Below are 20,184 nucleotides of genomic sequence, written 5' to 3' on the forward strand. Positions count from 1 at the left end.
CTTGCCTGACCGTGTGCGCACAAGGTGTTATACCGCCGCATTATAAAATTGCTCGCTATCGGCATTAATCAACTGTTCTGCCAGCCGCTGTTGCTGTTGATTATCTCCGTATTCGGTCGCCGTCTGTTGCGGGTTCAGACCGAGTTTGAGGAACAACGCCAGATCTTTGTCTTCTTTTGGATTTGGCGTCGTTAACAGCTTGCAGCCATAGAAAATGGAGTTAGCACCGGCCATAAAGCACATGGCCTGCGTTTGTTCACTCATCTGCTCGCGTCCCGCAGACAGGCGTACATAAGAAGCGGGCATCATGATGCGCGCGACGGCAATAGTACGAATGAAATCAAACGGATCGACATCTTCATTCTCCGCCAACGGCGTTCCTTTCACCTTAACGAGCATGTTGATCGGCACACTTTCCGGCGGCGTCGGCAGGTTAGCCAACTGCACCAGCAGCCCGGCGCGGTCGCGCACGGTTTCCCCCAACCCCACGATGCCGCCGGAACACACTTTAATGCCTGCGCCACGCACCTTATCCAGCGTATCCAGACGCTCCTGATAGGTACGCGTGGTGATGATACTGCCGTAAAACTCCGGCGAGGTATCGAGGTTGTGGTTATAGAAGTCCAGTCCGGCAGAGGCCAGACGCTCGGCCTGATCGTTATGCAGTGTCCCCAGCGTCATGCAGGTTTCCATCCCCATCGCTTTCACGCCTTGCACCATCTGCTCCAGATACGGCATGTCGCGCTCGTGCGGGTTTTTCCACGCTGCACCCATGCAGAAACGTGTCGATCCTGCGGCTTTCGCCTGACGAGCCGACTCAAGTACCTGTTCAACCTGCATCAGGCGTTCGGTATCAATCCCGGTGCGGTAGCGGGAACTTTGCGGGCAGTATTTACAGTCTTCAGGGCAGGCACCCGTTTTGATGGAAAGCAGCGTGCTAACCTGCACCTGACGGGGATCAAAATGCTGGCGATGGATCTGCTGTGCTTCAAACATCAGTTCCAGAAACGGTTTATTAAATAAGTCTTGCGCTTGCTCAAGCGTCCAGTACATACGGTCAGCCATCTCGGCATCTCCAAACTAAAAACGTTTCGCCAGTGTAAATTAACCCGATATACTGTCAACCAAATAGAATCCATTTTGGTTTACCAAAGATCATCATGAGCCCAGAAGACATCGCGTTTGACCAGCGCCACATTTGGCACCCCTACACCTCAATGACAGAACCACTGCCCTGCTATCCGGTGATTGCGGCCAGCGGTGTCGAGCTTCAGTTGGATGATGGACGTCGTTTAGTTGATGGCATGTCATCGTGGTGGGCCGCGATTCACGGCTACAACCATCCCGCGATCAATCAGGCCGTACAGACCCAGCTCAGCCAGATGTCGCATGTGATGTTTGGCGGGATTACCCATCCAGCCGCAGTTGCGCTGTGCCGTAAGCTGGTGGACATCACGCCGAATGCGTTGGAATGCGTTTTTCTGGCGGATTCCGGCTCGGTGGCCGTTGAAGTGGCGATGAAAATGGCGCTGCAATATTGGCAGGCTCGTGGTGAAACCCGCCAACGCTTTCTCACCCTGCGTCACGGCTATCACGGAGATACCTTCGGCGCGATGTCAGTATGCGATCCGCAGAATTCCATGCACAGCCTGTATCAGGGCTATCTGCCTGCCCATCTGTTTGTCGATGCGCCCCCCTGCGATTCTCTTCACGACGGTGATTTTGCCGACGCGTGGCAGGAAGCCGATATCGAACCGTTTCAGACCATGCTGTCAGCGCACGCGCATGAGATCGCCGCCGTGATTCTGGAACCCATCGTACAAGGGGCGGGCGGCATGCGTTTTTACCCTCCAGCCTATCTGTATCGGGTGCGGGAACTGTGCGATCAATGGGGTATTTTACTGATTGCCGATGAGGTAGCCACCGGATTTGGCCGCACTGGCAAGCTGTTTGCCTGCGAACATGCGGGCATTTCACCCGACATTATGTGTCTGGGAAAAGCGCTCACTGGCGGCTACATGACGCTTTCAGCCACGCTAACCACTCGCATGGTCGCTGAAACCATCAGCAACGGCGCGGCGGGCTGTTTTATGCACGGCCCTACGTTTATGGGCAATCCGCTGGCCTGCGCGGCAGCCAACGCCAGCCTATCGCTGCTAGCGGAGAACCGCTGGCAAGGTCAAGTTCAGCAGATTGAACGACAGTTGCGAGACGCGCTGCAACCCTGCGCGAATTCTCCACAGGTAGCGAACGTTCGCGTGCTGGGGGCTATCGGCGTAGTGGAAACACAGCGCCCGGTTGATATGGCGCGGTTACAGCGTTTCTTCGTCGAGCGCGGCGTCTGGATTCGTCCCTTTGGCCGACTCATTTACCTGATGCCACCGTTTATCATTCAGCCCGATGAACTGCGTAAGCTGACCGATGCCGTCTGCGCGGCTATTCGTGACGAGCGGCTCTTTAAATAATCGGCAACCGAAAGCGCACATTCCTGTGCGCCTCAAAATCAATGCCTTCTGACATCACTCCAGCAATATTCATTACCGCTCTTATTATTGTCATGAATAAGATTTTCATTTTATTCATGAGCCATGATTCGAATTATCCTGACATTCCATGAAATAACGACAATCTGTTAAGTACACCACAGTTTATATTTACTCACCCATAGATACTGACGTAATACGCGCTAAATTTCAAATTGAAACACCTCAAGCATATATTAAAAGGAGATTTATTATGCTTATTATGAATACCCTTCCACATCGTACTTTCCGCACCGTATTACCCGTACTTTTTTCTGCTTTATTACTCTCACCGTTCACGGCTTCTGCCATCAGTTCATCAAAGGATGCCGATAAACTCTATTTTGAGAATAATAAATACTATGTATTCAATAACGTTTGGGGAAAAGATGAAGTAAAAGGCTGGCAGCAAACCGTTTTCTATAATAGCCCAACCAGCATGGGGTGGAACTGGCACTGGCCGAGTACCTCTCCCAGCGTTAAAGCCTATCCATCGCTCGTCAGCGGTTGGCACTGGACGGCGAGCTATACGGCAAACAGTGGTTTACCAATAAAATTGTCCAGCAATAAAAGTATTACCAGCAACGTTACCTATTCCATCAAATCCAGTGGTACTTACAACGCCGCTTATGACATTTGGTTCCACACCACCGATAAAGCCAGTTGGGATTCTATCCCTACCGATGAAGTCATGATCTGGCTAAATAATACCAATGCCGGTCCGGCTGGTGACTATATTGAAACGGTTTTCCTCGGCGGCAGCAGTTGGAACGTATTCAAAGGTTGGATCAACGCGGGTAACGGTAAGGGCTGGAATGTCTTTTCCTTTGTCCGTACTTCCAATATCAACAGTGCTTCACTCAATATTCGTCATTTCACCAACTATTTAGTCGGAACAAAGAAATGGATGAGTAATGCAAAATATATCAGCAGCGTTGAGTTTGGCACCGAGATCTTTGGTGGTGATGGCCAGATTGACATCACCAAATGGAGCGTAGACGTAAAATAACACGCTGGTTTTAACCCTTTCCGGTTCAACCTTGACGCGACGTTGGTGCAAGGTTGAACCGCATTTATCTCATCGGCTTCTCGCTTCATTTTCAGCCTGGACGCACATTGCTCATCTTGTAGGCAGACTCGCTTTCCCTTCCCCCAACAAAATTCGTGAGCTGTAGCACGTCAATTCCATTAGCGTTATGATAGTCCCCTCAGCTAACTAGGAATTTCCCATGCGTAATACGTTCATCGTTTGCTGGCAGTATTTACGCGCTTTCGCATTGATTTATCTCTGCCTGCTGGCAGGCAATGCGGTATCCGCGTTACTTCCATTCACTATCCCCGGCAGTATCATCGGTATGCTGGTGCTGTTCACCCTTCTGGCCTCACAGATCCTGCCCGCGCAGTGGGTAAAACCGGGCTGCCACCTCCTTATTCGCCATATGGCGCTGCTGTTTGTCCCTATCGGCGTTGGTGTGATGAATTATTACGATTTGGTCAGCCAGCAGTTTGGCCCCATCGTGGTTTCCTGTCTGATCAGTACCTTTATTGTGATGTTGGTTGTGGGTTTCAGTACTCAGATAATGCAGCGTGAACGCGCCATGGCTGGCGATCGCACGCCGCCGAAGGATAATGAATGATGTTCAGCTATTTGTGGTGGTCACTGCCCCTCACTCTGATGGTTTTTTTCGCCGCGCGTAAGTTAGCCGTCCTGACCAAACTCTCTCTATTGAACCCACTACTGGTGTCGATGGCGATTATTATTCCGCTGCTGCTGGTATTGAAGATCCCCTACGAGCACTATTTTCAGGGCAGCAAAATGCTTAACGACCTGCTGCAACCCGCAGTAGTCGCGCTGGCGTTCCCGCTTTATGAACAGTTGCACCAGATTCGCGCCCGTTGGAAGTCGATTATCAGCGTGTGCTTCATCGGTAGCCTGACAGCGATTATCTCCGGCACGTTGGTGGCGCTGTGGCTGGGCGCCTCGCCAGAGATCGCTGCCTCGGTACTGCCGAAATCCGTCACCACGCCGATTGCAATGGCTGTCGCCAGTTCTATTGGCGGTATTCCGGCAATCAGTGCCGTTTGTGTGATTTTTGTCGGTATTCTTGGTGCCGTATTAGGACACAGTTTGTTTAATCGCGTGGGGATCAAAACCAAAGCGGCACGAGGTTTGTCGATGGGCACCGCCTCGCACGCACTCGGGACGGCGCGCTGCGCGGAAGTGGATTATCAGGAAGGCGCATTCAGCTCACTGGCGCTGGTTATCTGCGGGATCATCACGTCGCTGATTGCGCCGTTTGTCTTTCCTTTATTGTTAAGTGTTGTTGGTCATTGATTTTTTTTTAAAAAAAAATGGAGAAATGAAATATGGATATACAGGAATTTTACGACTTTCTCGCGGATGAGCAATTGCTAGAGTTACGGGAAAAATTGCGTATTTCAGACAATATCCTTGATGTCATCGACCTCACAGAAAATCAAAACTCTGACATGCTTGCCTGGTGTCTAAATCCCAATGAAGGCCACTGTCAGGGCGATGCAGTTATTAAAGATTTTCTGACCGCAGCCTACTATGCAGGCCATGAAATCAATAAATTTGCTAATAAGAAATTCTTTGAGGAATGGACTCCTAGTCGTATACAGACAACGAGCTTCGGTTCGGCTTTTGTGACTCGTGAGTTTAGTATTAGAGACCTCATAGGTTCGAAACGCCGTCTCGATCTCTTTTTGATCGACCCGAAAAACCAGTTCATCGTTACCATTGAAAACAAAGTCGGGGCTGCATTATCTGCCTCTCAACTCGCTGATTACTACGAGGCAGTTCAAAACACCTTTCCTACTAAAACCTCGTTTAAAGGTTACAAGTTTGCTTATGTGGTTTTGGATAAAAAATTTGAGAGCTACCGCGAAGAAAAAATAGAATCGCTGGATAATAAGTGGGCATTTCTAAGCTACCAATGGCTAGAAAAAGCGGCACAACGTGCTCGAATCCAATTACAAAACAATAATGCCGCTGCACAACTGTTAATGGCCTATTGCCAAAAACAAGCTCAGTGGCAAAACACGAATGAAAAAGAGATTTCTGAACTGTCAGCTCAGCTAGCTGCACAGCATGAATCAGTGATCAATTTCCTGTCTCAACTCAAAAAATTAAAACTGGCAGATTGGAAGCCTACTCATCAGAGAGGAATTGAGGGTGAAATTCTGCTCTTTATTCAGCAAAATGATCAACTATGCGAGCATCTCATTCAGGCTAAAGGCATTTCCGGCATTCTGATTACCCTGCGAAAATCATTTCCACAATTGACGGACGATCATCTGGAAATAGGCAGAAGTTGGTTAAATATCACTATGCCATCCATGCTTGCGCTAAGGCATCCAGATAATGGCTATTGGCCATTTTATGTGAATATCATCTGGGAAAACGATCCTAAATCGTCGTTTACTATTTTTTTGGTTTATTACGAAGACAATATATCGAAGGAATTATGCGATGTACCGGCACTACGTCAGCTATTAACCTCCCATTACCCCGATCTAGAAAAGAAACGACGCCGACGCTGGAAAATTGCGGTCAGAAAAGAAGGTATCCCAACACAAAATATCGCCAAAGAAGCGGTGAAACTTATTCAGGATGCTGGGGCACTTCTGGAAAAAGCGAGAGAGAAAAAAATCATCCGTAGTTAAGCCTGCTGTTAAAATCCGCAACGAAGGCGTACAACAGGAGACCAATTTCTCCGTTGTGCGCTTTTTTATTATCCACCCATGTGGAAATAAGAGAACGCAAGCAGTAAAAATTGAGATACATCTCGCATTTAGCAGTTAATTTGCAATCATTTCACTTAATAAGGAGATATTGATCACAATTTATTACTACACTGCTACCTAACATGACGTCATTGACGGGCAAGAAGAGTAAGCCGATATGCATCCACGATTTGAAAATGCCTTCCAGCAATTACCGGCCAGTCTGCAAGACGCGCTCGGCCCCTTGATCGCTAAACCGGATTTCGCCGCCATGCTCACCGCTGACGATGTGAAAGCGGTTTGCGCAGCCAGCCAGTTAGACACCGACGCGTTGGCCTTTGCGCTGTTACCGCTGGCGGCGGCCTGTGCGCAAGCCCCTATTTCACACTTTGAAGTCGGCGCGGTTGCGCAAGGACTCAGTGGCAATTTCTACTTTGGTGCCAATATGGAGTTTAGCGCCGTTCAGCTTCAGCAAACGGTACATGCCGAACAAAGCGCTATAAGCCATGCCTGGCTGCGCAATGAACGCGGATTACAGGCCGTGACCGTCAACTACACCCCATGCGGCCACTGTCGCCAGTTTATGAATGAATTACGCAATGCAGCGACACTGCGTATTCAACTACCGGGTCGCCAGCCAGCCGTGCTCAGCCACTATCTGCCGGATGCCTTTGGCCCCGTCGATTTGCAAATCGATACGCTGCTGATGGATGACATCAATCACGGCGCAACCTTGCTGAATGTGAATACGCTCACGCGTCAGGCGCTGGATGCCGCCAACCGTAGCCACGCCCCTTATAGCAACGCGATCAGCGGCATTGCGCTGGAAACCACGGGGGGCAACATCTATACCGGGCGCTATGCAGAAAATGCCGCGTTCAACCCCAGTTTACCGCCTTTACAAGCCGCACTAAATTTGATGAATCTTTCCGGTGAGCACTCCCGAACCATCAAACGCGCAGCGATCGTTGAGCGACGTAATGCCGTGGTCAGTCACCGGGCGATCTCACAAATTATGTTGGCCGAGCTGGGTTGCACCGACGTTGAATACCACTTTATTGAGGAATGATGATGGGAGCAGGCGCAAAATATCGACGACATGAGGGCAAAAAAAGAGAGGTGAATCGATAAAGCCTGTATTTCAGCCAAGATGCAAGCCATCTGTAACTATTTAAATTAACAATTCCTGTACATATTTTCTGGGTAATTTAAGATCCGCAACAGTTTTTCATCGACAACACCTGAGTTTCTTTTCTGTTATCCGAAGAGTAAAAAGTCATGGAATTAGAATACGAAAGCAAACGTCCTCTCTACATCCCCTATGCTGGTCCGATCTTGCTCGAATTTCCCCTGCTGAATAAAGGCAGCGCGTTTACTGAAGAAGAACGTGCTGATTTTAACCTTGCAGGCCTGCTGCCAGAAGCCGTTGAAACCATCGAAGAACAGGCAGAACGGGCCTGGCGTCAGTATCAGGAATTCAAACACGATATTGAAAAACACGTTTATCTACGCAACATTCAGGATACCAACGAGACACTGTTCTACCGCCTGCTGGACGGCCACCTCAGTGAGATGATGCCAATCATCTACACGCCGACCGTTGGCGAAGCCTGTGAACACTTCTCCGATATCTATCGCCGCGCCCGTGGTCTGTTTATCTCCTACCCTAACCGCGCACATATCGACGATATGCTGCAAAACGCCACTAAACAGAACGTGAAAGTCATCGTGGTGACTGACGGCGAACGTATTCTGGGTCTGGGCGATCAGGGCATCGGTGGTATGGGGATCCCTATCGGTAAGCTGTCGCTGTACACCGCCTGTGGCGGCATCAGCCCTGCCTACACCCTGCCAGTGGTTTTGGATGTCGGCACCAACAACCCACAGCGTCTGAATGACCCGCTGTACATGGGCTGGCGCCATCCACGCATCACCGACGACGAATACTATGCATTTGTTGACGAATTTATTCAGGCCGTTAAGCGCCGCTGGCCGAACGTGCTGTTGCAGTTCGAAGACTTCGCACAGAAAAACGCAACCCCGTTGCTGAACCGCTATCGCGATGAAATCTGTAGCTTTAACGATGACATTCAGGGAACGGCCGCCGTTTCGCTGGGTAGCCTGATTGCCGCCAGCCGTGCCGCAGGTACACAGTTACGCGATCAGACCGTTACCTTCCTGGGTGCAGGTTCCGCAGGCTGTGGTATTGCTGAGCAAATCATCGCCCAGATGAAATCCGAGGGATTGAGCGATGAAGAAGCGCGCGCGCGCGTCTTCATGGTTGACCGTTTCGGTCTGCTGACGGACAAACTGCCGAACCTGCTCGATTTCCAGAGCAAACTGGTGCAGAAAAGTGAGCTGCTGGCTGATTGGGATTGTAACAGCGATGCGATTTCACTGCTGGAAGTGGTACGCAATGCCAAGCCGACCATCCTGATCGGGGTATCTGGTCAGCCGGGTCTGTTCACAGAAGAAATCATCCGTGAAATGCACAAACACTGTGCTCGTCCTACCGTGATGCCGCTGTCTAACCCGACATCCCGCGTAGAAGCGCGTCCAGAAGATATCATTCGCTGGACGGAAGGCGCGGCACTGGTCGCGACGGGTAGCCCGTTCTCGCCAGTGAACTATCAGGATAAAGTCTTCCCTATCGCACAGTGCAACAACTCCTACATTTTCCCAGGTATTGGGTTAGGGGTACTGGCATCAGGCGCCAAGCGTATCACTGACGGCATGTTGATGGCCGCCAGCCGCGCTCTGGCTGACTGCTCGCCGCTGGCGAATAACGGTGAAGGCGCGCTGCTGCCGGATCTGTCAGATATCCAGCAGGTGTCCAAACGTATCGCACTGGAAGTGGGTAAAGCCGCACAGTTGCAAGGTGTGGCCGTCGTCACGTCTGCTGATGCCTTGCAGAAAGCGATTGACCATAACTTCTGGCAGCCACAGTACCGCAGCTACAAACGCACCTCGTTCTAACGGTCTTACGACTAAAAAGCGCGGTCACATGTATCGTAATGCTTGTGGATGTAGGGGGAAACACGGTGATGAGGTTCCCGCAGGGAGACCTCACACCGTGGTCGCCCCCGTATCTCGATCTTGAAACGATCGGCGTTAAACCACATGTGTCGCGCTTTTTTATTCAGCTTTTTAACTTTGGGTCGAGCGCATCGCGCAGGCCATCGCCTAATAAATTAAACGCCAATACCGTCAGAAAGATCGCCAAACTGGGAAAGATCGCAACGTGCGGGGCGATCACCATATCCGACCGCGCTTCATTCAACATCGCTCCCCACTCCGGCATCGGTGGCTGTGCGCCAAGCCCTAAAAATGACAGGCTGGCGGCGGTGATAATCGACATCCCAATGCGCATCGAAAAAAACACCACGATGGAAGACACCGAACCGGGCAGAATATGCCGAAAGAGGATCGTCCCGTCGCTCGCTCCCATGCTGCGGGCAGATTCGATGTAAGTCAGTTGCTTCAGTACCAGCGTATTGCCCCGTACCAGACGAGCAAAAGCCGGAATGCTGAAAATCGCGACAGCGACAATCACATTCGCCATCCCACTCCCTATCATCGCCACAACGGCAATCGCCAGCAAAATGCCGGGAAAAGCAAACAACACATCGCAAATCCGCATGATGATGCGGTCTGTCCACCCTTCGTAGTAGCCTGCCAGAAGACCCAGAGTCGTGCCGATAATCATCCCTACCAGCACCGAGAGAATACCCGCCGCCAGCGAGATACGCGTTCCCATCAGGATCCGGCTGAAAATATCACGTCCTAATGAATCCACCCCCAGCCAGTGGGACACCGATGGGCCTTCATTCAGTCGCTCATAATCGAAATAATTCTCGGCATCATAGGGGATCAGATACGGAGCCAGAAACGCGATCAGAATCAGCAGTAGCACAAACACACCAGCGCTAACCGCGACGTGCTGCCGCAGAAAGCGCCGCCAGAATTCACGCCACGGCGTACGAACCGGCGTATCCCTAATGAGAGGGAACGTCGCCAACATCGCTTTACGTCGCCAATGTCTCATTCCCTATCCTTATTGATAACGAATAGCGGGATTAATCGCGGCATACAGCATATCCACCAGCAGATTGATCAGAATAAACTCCAGTGAAAACAACAGCACTTCCGCCTGAATCACCGGATAGTCACGCATCTCCACCGCATCCACCAGCAATCGCCCCAATCCCGGCCAGTTGAAAACCTTCTCGACGACAATCGAGCCACCGAGCAGAAAACCAAATTGCAGCCCCATCATCGTGACCACCGGAATCAGCGCATTGCGCAGCCCGTGCTTCACTACGACCAAGGATTCACGTACGCCTTTTGCCCGCGCCGTGCGCATGTAATCTTCCTGCAAGACATCAACAAACGATGCACGGGTAAAACGCGCCATCACCGCCGCCACCGCCGCGCCCAGCGTCAGCGAGGGTAAAATGTAGTGCAGCCAGCTATCCGCCCCCACCGTCGGCAGCCAGCCCAATTCGACGGAAAAAACCTGCATTAACAGCATACCCAGCGCGAACGCCGGGAAAGAGAGGCCGGATACCGCCAGCGTCATACCGATTCTGTCCGGCCAGCCGTTGCGCCACACGGCAGACACGATACCGATTGCCATGCCAAAAATTACCGCCCACACCATGCTGCACACCGTCAGCCAGAATGTCGGCATAAAACGCATGGCGATCTCTTCCGTCACAGGCCGCTTCGACACTATCGACGTCCCCAAATCCCCTTGCAGGATATTGGTGAAGAAGTGCCAGAACTGATGCAGCAACGGTTTATCCAATCCCAAATCCTGCCGTACCATCTCAATAACGGCCGCATCGGCTTCGCGCCCGGCAGCTAAACGCGCCGGATCGCCGGGTAACAGATGCACGAACAGGAACACCAGCACCATCACAATCAGGAGCGTGGGGATCAGTCCCAGTAGCCGTTTAATAAAATAATTCAGCATGAACAGTTTTCCACAGACATGCGCCAGACTCCCCATGAGTGAACGTGTGTTGACTCCTACGGGAAGCCTGACGGCCACCCGACGCCCTGATCACTCTTTTGCGACGAGTTATTCCTTCAGATCGGCGTCTTCAAAACTGAATAAGGTATCGGGCATCACGTAAAATCCGGTCAGCTTTTTACTGTTAGCCGAGACTAAACGCTCTGTCGCCAGGAAAATCCACGGCGCATCCGCCCAGATTTTGTCCTGTGCATCCTGATACAGTTTCTGTTTTTCTGCCCTGTCCGTCGTTTTCAGTGCATTTGCCAGATCCGCATCAACCTGCGGATTGCTGTAAAACGCCGTGTTGAACTGCGCAGGTGGCCAGGCAGCCGTTGCAAACAGCGGCGATAGCGCCCAGTCGGCTTCGCCCGTTGATGCCGACCAGCCGGTGTAAAACAGGCGAACGCCCGTCTCTTTCACGCCCTTACCTTCCACTTCCGCAGCGCGCTGTCCCGCATCCATCGCGGTGACCTGCACTTTTACGCCAACCTGCGCCAGTTGTTGCTGGGTGAACTGTAAGACTTTCTGCGCCGTACTGTGGTTGTGCGATGCCCACAACGTCGTGGTGAAACCGTTAGGGTAACCCGCTTCCTTCAGCAACTCGCGCGCCTTCGCCGGATCGTAAGGCCACGGCTGATATTTTACCAAATAATCAATACTGCCCGGCAGTGGCCCTTCGGCTGGTGTCGCATAGCCGGAGAACGCGACTTTAATCAGCGCCTCTTTGTTGATCGCATAGTTCAACGCCTGCCGCACTTTTGGGTTATCAAACGGCTTCTGCGTAACGTTCATGCTGATGTAACGGTGCAGAATAGACGGCGACGCCACCAGCGTCAGCTTGTCATTTTTCTCCAGTACCTTGGCCTGCTCGAACGGTATCGGGTAGGCAAACTGCGCTTCACCGGTCTGTAACAGTGCCGCACGCGTGTTGTTATCCACGACGGGACGCCAGGTAATGCTGTCCAACTTCGGCAACCCAGCCTTCCAGTAGCCGCTAAATTTCTCGACTTTGACAAAATCGGTCTGATTCCAGGCGACAAAACGGTATGGGCCGGTGCCAACTGGATGGAAACCAATGTCTTTACCGTACTGCGTTAACGCTGCCGGAGAGATCATCACCGCCGCCGGATGCGCCAGATTGTTCACAAACGCGGAGAACGGCGTCTTCAGCGTGATTTTTACCGTCAGATCGTCCACCACCTCGGTTTTGTCGATCATTTTGAACAGGTTATAGCGCTTCAGACGGTTGTCTGGATTACTGGCGCGATCCAGATTCACTTTGACGGCAGCGGCATTAAATGCCGATCCATCGTGAAATTTAACATCGGGATGCAGCTTAACGGTATACGTCAGGCCATCTGGACTAACCTCATAGCGGTCTGCCAGTACGTTAATCAACTTCATGTCTTTATCGAAGCCGAATAACCCCTGATAGAATGATTTCGCCACCGTCTGCGATAGCGAATCGTTGGCATCATACGGATCCAGGCTGGTAAACGTGGAACCTACAGCGATAACCGCATTTTTCGCTGCCCAGACGGGTGAGGCCGCCATAGCAGCGGTTATCCCTGCGGCCACTAACCAACGCCGTTTTATCGTCATTACGCTCATGCTACGTTCTCCTTGTGAATCCCTGTCAATAAGCGCCTGCAATCGGGTGGTGCGCCACAAAATGCCGCTCGCCCACCTGAACCAAAGGCGCAGTGATCGGCTCATCGCCAAGCGCCCGAATCGGGCTGGGTATTTCATCAACCAACAGCACCTGCTCACGCTGGCGGCGTGAAGGGTCAGCAACGGGCACTGCCGACATCAATTTACGGGTATAAGGATGTCGAGGGCGTTCGAAGACATCTTGCCGTGGGCCGATTTCGACAATCTGCCCCATATACATCACCGCCACGCGATGACTGACGCGTTCAACCACCGCCATATCATGTGAAATAAACAAAAATGCGATGCCGAATTCACGTTGCAGATCCAGCATCAGATTGATGATTTGTGCCTGAATCGACACGTCCAGCGCGGATACCGCCTCATCCGCAATCACCACTTTAGGGTTCAACGCCAGCGCTCGGGCAATGCAAACGCGCTGACGCTGACCACCAGAAAATTCATGCGGATAGCGTCGGGCATGCTCAGGCTCTAACCCTACACGCAATAACAGCCTCTCCACACGTTTCTCTGCCTCCTGCCGATGGCAAATGTTGTGTACCAGTAGCGGTTCCATAATCGAGAATCCAACCGTCAGCCGGGGATCGAGTGACGCATACGGATCCTGAAAAATCAGTTGAATATCACGCCGCAGATGCTGTAGCGCCGCGCCTTTCAACTGGTGGATATGCTGACCATTAAACGTAATGTCGCCACGCTGGCTTTCAACCAGTTTAAGCAGCGCACGGCAAGTGGTCGACTTACCACACCCGGATTCGCCAACCAGCGAAAGCGTTTCGCCCGGCCAGAGATCGAAGCTGACGTTTTCTACCGCATGCACCTGCCGCGTCACGCGGTTCAATAAACCGCTGCGAATCGGAAAGCGCGTCACCAGATGACGAACCTGTAAGATCGGTGCTACATCCGCTGGCACGGTATCCTGCGGTAGGGGGGCCTCAATGCGTACCGCGTGTTGATCCAGCAGCGGAAATTTTTCCGGGAACGGTTTCCCGCGCATAGCCCCTAAGGCCGGAACCGCGGCCAATAACCCTTGCGTATAAGGATGTTGCGGCGCAGTAAAAATTTGCCCAACACTCCCCGCTTCGATGCTTTCTCCACGGCACATAACCAATACGCGTTCCGCCACTTCCGCCACTACGCCCATGTCATGGGTGATGAAAATCACCGCCATGTCCATTTCACGCTGTAACACCCGGATAAGTTGCAGAATTTGCGCCTGAATAGTGACATCCAGCGCAGTCGTCGGCTCATCGGCAATCAGCAGCGACGGTTTGCAAGACAGCGCCATCGCAATCATGACCCGCTGGCGCATTCCGCCAGAAAGCTGGTGAGGATAGCGATCCAGTACGTTGCGCGCTTCCGGGATTCTGACCAGATCCAGCATACGCAAGGTCTCTGCTCGCGCGGCGCGTCTGTCCATGCCCTGATGCAAACGAATCGACTCGGCGATCTGTTCACCGACGGGGAACACCGGATTCAGCGACGTCATCGGCTCCTGAAAAATCATCGCCAAATCTGCGCCACGTAATGTTCGCATCACCCGCTGACGGGCACCACGAAGATCCAGCACCTCCCCATCGCGGCGGCGAAATAGCATGTCCCCCTGATGAATCACCCCGCCCGCATGTTCGACCAACCGCATCAACGCCAGCGACGTAACCGATTTGCCCGAGCCTGACTCCCCGACGATAGCTAACGTTTCCCCCCGATCGACAGAGAACGTCAAATGACGCACCGCGTCCATCCGCTGCCCCTGTTGCTCGAAATAGACACTCAGGTTACGCACCTCCACCACCCGTTTTTCAGGCAAAAACCCTCCCGGAACAGGGGAAGACAGCGAGACATAATGATCCGGTGTGGGCGACATGAACAACGAATCTCCATATAGATGAGGCTGGAAACCGCGCAACGCGGTCGGGGACAAATTATCAGCAATTTTCGACTATATTTAGCACAAGGGATGATGTAAAGCGGAAACTGACATCAATATGGTGAAAAATTCCTTTTTATAACATTAGGTTAATTATCAAAAAGGCGCATCATCAGGTGGAATGTTCCATGCAAATCCACACTCTTTTACCCGAAATGATTCATGTTGCGGGCAAAATACCGCAGTTTTACCCCCGATGAATATTACTGAGTTCTTAACGGGGTTCATGCACCAAAAGCCTTATTCCTTGACCTGTATACATTCACCCCCGTGACGAACTCTGACATAATTAATATTGGCATAGGAAACGCGTTTTCGCCCATGAACAGCATCGTGGCGAAACATTATTCGTATTGATGAAACCCGCAGTGGAGTGAAGATGGAAAGCGTTAATTCAGGTTTACTGACTCTTGAACAAGCTCTGGAAAATATGTTTTCTCAGGTTCCTTCCCTCACCGAGACAGAGTGCGTATCCCTGTTCAACGCTACAGGACGAATTACCGCCCGTGCTATCACCTCCCCGATTAACGTTCCACCTTTCGCCAATTCCGCCATGGATGGTTATGCCGTACGCTGTGCGGATTTATCCACAGCCGCACCGCTACCGCTCGTTGGAAAAGCCTTCGCTGGCACGCCTTTCACCGGCGAATGGCCTGCCGGAACGTGCATTCGCATTATGACCGGCGCACCGATTCCGCCAGGCGCCGACGCCGTTATCATGCAGGAAGAGGCTGACGTCAGCGAGCACGGTATCCGTTTCCCCCATGAGGTCAAACCCGGTCAGAATATTCGTCTGGCGGGGGAGGATATTCAGGCAGGTGCCAGCGTACTGCCTGCGGGCTGCAAACTGGGCGTAGCAGAACTGCCGCTGCTGGCTTCGCTGGGAATTGCGCAGATTGACGTGATACGCCGCCTGAAAGTTGCGGTGTTTTCCACCGGTGATGAACTGCAACCTGTCGGCGAGCCGCTGGAAGACGGCCAGATTTATGACACCAACCGTTTCACCGTTCGCTTGATGCTGGAACAATTGGGCTGCGACGTGCATGATTTGGGAATTATCCGCGACGATCCTGCCGCCCTACGCGCCGCATTCCATGAAGCAGATCGGCTTGCCGACCTGGTAATTAGCAGCGGCGGCGTTTCCGTTGGTGAAGCGGATTACACCAAACACATGCTGGATGAACTGGGTGACATCCATTTCTGGAAGTTAGCGATCAAACCCGGCAAACCTTTCGCCTTCGGTAAATTACAACACGCCTGGTTCTGCGGCCTGCCGGGAAACCCGGTTTCCGCTGCGCTGACCTTTTATCAACTGGTTCAGCCGCTGCTGGCGCGTCTGTCCGGCTATACGCAATGGCACCAGCCTCCTCGCCTCCGCGTCAAGACTGCCAGTACCCTGAAAAAGACGCCGGGACGCACCGATTTCCAGCGCGGTATTGTCAGCCGTAACGCGCAGGGTGAACTGGAAGTCAGAACCACCGGACATCAAGGCTCGCACGTTTTTAGTTCTTTCAGCCTCGGTAACTGTTTTATCGTGCTTGAACAGGAGCGTGGCCGTGTCGCCGCTGGGGAATGGGTAGAAATCGAGCCTTTTAACGCCCTGCTAGGACACTGAGTATGTTACCGACGCTAAGCGACGAAGAGATACTGCGCTACAATCGCCAGATTGTGCTACGCGGCTTCGATTTTGACGGACAGGAAAAACTCAAGGCATCCCGCCTGTTGATTGTCGGGCTGGGCGGGCTTGGCTGTGCGGCAGCGCAGTATCTGGCGGCGGCCGGCATCGGCCACTTGACGCTACTGGATTTTGATACCGTTTCTTTGTCTAACCTGCAACGCCAGGTTCTACATCGTGACGCCCGCATCGGGATGGCAAAGGTGGAATCGGCGCGCCTGACGTTGGCCGACATGACCCCGCATCTTTCGCTCGATACGGTGGATGGCGATCTCGATGACGAGGCGCTAAGCGAACTGGCCAGCAAACACGATGCCATGCTGGACTGCACCGACAACGTCACCATTCGCAACCGTCTAAACCGCATTGGCTTTCAGCTCAAAAAACCGCTGATCTCCGGGGGGGCGATTCGGATGGAAGGCCAAATCAGCGTCTTTACCTATCAGCCCGATGAACCTTGCTACCAGTGTCTCAGTCGTCTGTTCGGCGCCAACGCCCTGACCTGCGTCGAAGCGGGTGTGATGTCGCCGCTGGTGGGCACCATTGGCAGTTTACAGGCGATGGAAGCGATTAAGCTGCTCACCGGATACGGCAAACTGACTACCGGTCGCTTGCTGATATTCGATGCGATGACGCTGCAATTCCGTGAAATCATGCTACCGAAAAACCCGCTCTGTGAGGTCTGTGGCGAACCTCGCGTCGAAGAAAAAGATGCGTCTCCGATACGATAAGTCATTGAACATCAGAGATATTAGTGACACAGTGTCATGTGTAAGTTACAACGTAAACTGAGGAACACACCATGAGTAATGCTTTTTTGCAGTCAATCAAGGCCCGTCGTTCAATCTATGCCATCGGCGATAAATTACCGATATCAGAAGATCAGGTTACCGCCCTCATTACCGAAGCTGTTAATGAAAGCCCCTCCTCTTTTAATTCACAAAGTTCCCGTGTTGTGATTCTGTTCGGTGAACAGCACCACAAGCTGTGGGATATCGTTAAACAACAACTGAAGAAAATTGTGCCTGCGGATGCCTTTGCCCCGACAGAAAGCAAGCTGGCCTCCTTTGCCGCCGGCGCGGGAACCGTCCTGTTTTTTGAAGACACCAGCGTAATTGAAGCACTACAGGAAAAATTCGCGCTTTATGCCGATAATTTCCCGGTATGGTCTGAGCATTCAACGGGGATCGCCCAATTCGCCGTGTGGTCCACATTGGCACAGGAAAAAATTGGTGCCTCACTCCAGCACTACAATCCGCTGATCGACGATGATGTCAAAGCACAGTGGAATCTGCCAGCCAGTTGGAAACTGCGCGCTCAAATGCCATTCGGTTCAGTCGAGCAACCAGCCGGTGAGAAAACCTATATTGCCTTTGAAGAACGTTTCCGCGTGTTTAAATAACCCGCTGACTCAGTTTTGATAAACAAAGAGGGACACGGCTCGGTGTCCCTCTTTGTTTTAGGTTCTGGTTTTCCGCCACATCATGACGTGGATGGCTATCATAACCAACATGATGCCGCAGTCATTATACGCAGCAACTGATTTTATGGCTCCATTCGTTAACGGTGATCTTTTCAAAGACAGATCATAGTTACTTATCTTAAACCACCGTTTATCACCTTCATAACGTCGCTAACCCTCATCTGTATCCCTTACCCTCTAAAACATCACCCGCCAGCGAGAATAGGCTTTCGCATGTTAGCCGGGGGCTAACATAATTTGTTTTGAGAGTGTGAGCTAGAGGAGGTAAAAATGAATGCTAGAAAGAATACAACATGGTAGAAATAAATAGGTCAGAAAAAAACCGTTATCAGCGATTGTTTTATGCATGACTCATGCACAATAAGAGCAAAAAATTAACTATAACAAATTGATTTTATTAAATAGTTGGCGGAGAGAGGGGGATTTGAACCCCCGGTAGAGTTGCCCCTACTCCAGTTTTCGAGACTGGTCCGTTCAGCCGCTCCGGCATCTCTCCATTTAAGCAGTTGCCATGATGCCCGTTTTTGCGGCATTTTAACAGCACCCACCCTAGCCTTTAAATTCAAGTAACGACTTAACGAGCAATAATAATGATTAAATGGCCGTGGAAAAACACTCAACCTCAAGCGCAAACGCTTGAACACTGGCACGCTGCGATGTCGATCCCGCTTCTCGCGCCCTTAAGCGACGAAGAACGTCAGAAATTAATTGTCCTTGCCGATCAATTTTTGAAGCAAAAACGCCTGATTCCGTTGCAGGGACTGGTGTTAACGGAAGTCATGCAGCAGCGTATCGCTCTGCTGTTTTCTCTGCCGGTATTGTCGTTAGGTATGGATGCGCTGGATAGCTTTTACGAAGTTCTGGTTTATCCAGGTCCGTTTATTGTCGAAGAAGAATGGCAGGACGACACCGGACTCGTACATACGGGGAAAATGGTACAGTCTGGGCAAAGTTGGGATCAGGGGCCGATTGTCCTCAACTGGCAGGAAGTGCAGGACTCTTTCGATCTCTCCGGTTTCAACCTCATCATTCATGAAGTCACCCACAAACTGGATATTCGCAGCAGCGGCGAAGCCACGGGCGTTCCCCTGATCCCCTTACGCGATATTGCGACATGGGAACAGCATCTGCACGGCGCAATGGATGCTCTACAGGAAGAAATCGATCTGGTGGGAGAAGATGCCGCCAGCATGGATCCTTACGCCGTTCACGATCCGGCTGAGTGCTTTGCGGTGCTGTCTGAATACTTCTTCAGCGCTCCCGAGCTTCTCGAAGCGCGCTTTCCCGAACTGTATCGCTGCTTCCAAAAATTCTACCGACAAGATCCGCTCGCCCGACTCAAAAACTGGCAAACGAGCATTAGCTACCGCGCGCCATCTATTTATTAATTCATAAAAAAACAACAAATCGTACATTGCCTAGACAGTCAGACAAGAAAGCTGATTTTGCCGTTGACAGTACTGCGGGGGCTGGATATCATGCGCCCCGTTCACACGATTCCTCTGTAGTTCAGTCGGTAGAACGGCGGACTGTTAATCCGTATGTCACTGGTTCGAGTCCAGTCAGAGGAGCCAAATTAAAGAATGTAGATGCCTACGGGCGTCTACATTTTTGCATTTAATCAATCACTTGCCTCCCCTCTCTTGTCTACTAACATCCACTGAAATACACCTATATCCAGCAATTTTGTTGGTAGATTTCTTGGTAGTTCTGGTTAGATTTTCCTTATACCAACAAAAAGGAAAGAGAATCTATGTCACTTACTGACACCAAAGTAAAAAAAGCTAAACCTCTTGAGAAAGAATACAAGCTTACTGATGGTCTTGGTATGCACCTGCTTGTCCACCCGAACGGATCTAAATACTGGCGGCTTTCCTACCGCTTTGCACAGAAGCAAAAACTGTTATCGTTGGGGGTTTACCCTGCTATTTCTTTGACTGACGCAAGGGAGCGTCGTGATGAAGCGCGTAAGCTGATTGCTAATGGGATTGATCCAGGAGCCAGAAAAAAATCAGGCCGGGAGCGACAAGGAACACACGATGAGTCCCGATCCTTTGCTGTAATGGCTCGTGCATGGGCTGAGACCAAAACCAAGTGGTCAGAAGACTACAAAGTTAAGGTGTATTAGTCGCGACCAGA

General features: G+C 51.5%; 16 protein-coding genes, 2 tRNA genes and 1 pseudogene. 13 read left to right on the forward strand and 6 right to left on the reverse strand.

Annotation, left to right across the window (positions count from 1 at the left end):
- Nucleotides 1-27: 27 nt before the first annotated feature.
- Complete coding sequence (gene bioB, locus OI69_RS13150; protein WP_015839774.1) at nt 28-1,065, reverse strand: biotin synthase BioB; 1,038 nt, start codon at nt 1,063-1,065, stop codon at nt 28-30.
- 95 nt (nt 1,066-1,160) lie between these two features.
- Here bioB and bioA point away from each other — a divergent pair, with 95 nt between their 5' ends.
- From bioA to OI69_RS13185, 7 genes are all read left to right on the forward strand, one after another.
- On the forward strand, nt 1,161-2,465 hold the full coding sequence (bioA, locus tag OI69_RS13155) for an adenosylmethionine--8-amino-7-oxononanoate transaminase (RefSeq protein WP_039351185.1): 1,305 nt from the start codon (nt 1,161-1,163) through the stop codon (nt 2,463-2,465).
- A 271-nt stretch (nt 2,466-2,736) separates the two neighbouring features.
- On the forward strand, nt 2,737-3,531 hold the full coding sequence (locus OI69_RS13160; RefSeq protein WP_039351189.1) for a GH12 family glycosyl hydrolase domain-containing protein: 795 nt from the start codon (nt 2,737-2,739) through the stop codon (nt 3,529-3,531).
- Nucleotides 3,532-3,751: 220 nt separating this feature from the next.
- Entirely contained in the window at nt 3,752-4,159 is a 408-nt protein-coding gene (locus OI69_RS13165) for a CidA/LrgA family protein (RefSeq protein ID WP_015839768.1), read from the forward strand.
- Nucleotides 4,159-4,857: a CidB/LrgB family autolysis modulator gene (locus tag OI69_RS13170; protein WP_039351259.1), complete on the forward strand. Its 699-nt coding sequence runs from the start codon at nt 4,159-4,161 to the stop codon at nt 4,855-4,857. The genes OI69_RS13165 and OI69_RS13170 overlap by 1 nt, the downstream gene beginning before the upstream one ends.
- A 32-nt stretch (nt 4,858-4,889) precedes the next feature.
- Nucleotides 4,890-6,209 carry a PDDEXK-like family protein gene (locus OI69_RS13175; RefSeq protein WP_039351192.1) on the forward strand — a complete coding sequence of 440 codons (1,320 nt, stop codon included), beginning with the start codon at nt 4,890-4,892 and terminating at the stop codon, nt 6,207-6,209.
- Between the two features lie 238 nt (nt 6,210-6,447).
- Nucleotides 6,448-7,338 carry a cytidine deaminase gene (gene cdd, locus OI69_RS13180; protein ID WP_039351194.1) on the forward strand — a complete coding sequence of 297 codons (891 nt, stop codon included), beginning with the start codon at nt 6,448-6,450 and terminating at the stop codon, nt 7,336-7,338.
- 209 nt (nt 7,339-7,547) lie between these two features.
- Nucleotides 7,548-9,245: an NAD-dependent malic enzyme gene (locus OI69_RS13185; RefSeq protein WP_039351197.1), complete on the forward strand. Its 1,698-nt coding sequence runs from the start codon at nt 7,548-7,550 to the stop codon at nt 9,243-9,245.
- A 163-nt stretch (nt 9,246-9,408) separates the two neighbouring features.
- Here the strand turns inward: OI69_RS13185 and gsiD are convergent, their stop codons facing one another.
- From gsiD to OI69_RS13205, 4 genes are all read right to left on the reverse strand, one after another.
- On the reverse strand, nt 9,409-10,314 hold the full coding sequence (gene gsiD, locus OI69_RS13190; protein WP_039351200.1) for a glutathione ABC transporter permease GsiD: 906 nt from the start codon (nt 10,312-10,314) through the stop codon (nt 9,409-9,411).
- Between the two features lie 9 nt (nt 10,315-10,323).
- Complete coding sequence (gene gsiC / locus OI69_RS13195) at nt 10,324-11,244, reverse strand: glutathione ABC transporter permease GsiC (RefSeq protein ID WP_039351263.1); 921 nt, start codon at nt 11,242-11,244, stop codon at nt 10,324-10,326.
- 108 nt (nt 11,245-11,352) lie between these two features.
- Nucleotides 11,353-12,897, reverse strand: coding sequence for a glutathione ABC transporter substrate-binding protein GsiB (gene gsiB, locus OI69_RS13200; protein ID WP_200886925.1), 1,545 nt, complete (start codon nt 12,895-12,897; stop codon nt 11,353-11,355).
- Nucleotides 12,898-12,922: 25 nt separating this feature from the next.
- Entirely contained in the window at nt 12,923-14,824 is a 1,902-nt protein-coding gene (locus OI69_RS13205) for a dipeptide ABC transporter ATP-binding protein (protein ID WP_039351203.1), read from the reverse strand.
- A gap of 442 nt (nt 14,825-15,266) precedes the next feature.
- On the opposite strand from OI69_RS13205, the gene moeA reads away from it, so the two are divergent.
- From moeA to OI69_RS13220, 3 genes are all read left to right on the forward strand, one after another.
- Nucleotides 15,267-16,502 carry a molybdopterin molybdotransferase MoeA gene (gene moeA / locus OI69_RS13210; RefSeq protein WP_039351206.1) on the forward strand — a complete coding sequence of 412 codons (1,236 nt, stop codon included), beginning with the start codon at nt 15,267-15,269 and terminating at the stop codon, nt 16,500-16,502.
- Between the two features lie 2 nt (nt 16,503-16,504).
- Complete coding sequence (moeB, locus tag OI69_RS13215) at nt 16,505-17,293, forward strand: molybdopterin-synthase adenylyltransferase MoeB (protein WP_039351209.1); 789 nt, start codon at nt 16,505-16,507, stop codon at nt 17,291-17,293.
- Between the two features lie 71 nt (nt 17,294-17,364).
- Entirely contained in the window at nt 17,365-17,964 is a 600-nt protein-coding gene (locus tag OI69_RS13220) for a nitroreductase family protein (RefSeq protein ID WP_039351213.1), read from the forward strand.
- 487 nt (nt 17,965-18,451) lie between these two features.
- Here the strand turns inward: OI69_RS13220 and OI69_RS13225 are convergent.
- A tRNA-Ser gene (locus OI69_RS13225) sits at nt 18,452-18,541 on the reverse strand.
- A gap of 94 nt (nt 18,542-18,635) precedes the next feature.
- Between OI69_RS13225 and mtfA the strand changes: the two genes are divergently transcribed.
- The 3 genes and pseudogenes from mtfA to OI69_RS13240 form a co-directional block, all read left to right on the forward strand.
- Nucleotides 18,636-19,433, forward strand: coding sequence for a DgsA anti-repressor MtfA (mtfA, locus tag OI69_RS13230; protein WP_039351216.1), 798 nt, complete (start codon nt 18,636-18,638; stop codon nt 19,431-19,433).
- A gap of 110 nt (nt 19,434-19,543) precedes the next feature.
- Nucleotides 19,544-19,619, forward strand: a tRNA-Asn gene (locus OI69_RS13235).
- Nucleotides 19,620-19,798: 179 nt separating this feature from the next.
- Nucleotides 19,799-20,155 (forward strand): annotated as a pseudogene (locus OI69_RS13240) (Arm DNA-binding domain-containing protein); the annotation flags it as partial.
- Between the last annotated feature and the right edge of the window lie 29 nt (nt 20,156-20,184).

Origin of the sequence: Pectobacterium fontis, assembly GCF_000803215.1 — a bacterium.
GTDB lineage: Bacteria > Pseudomonadota > Gammaproteobacteria > Enterobacterales > Enterobacteriaceae > Pectobacterium > Pectobacterium fontis.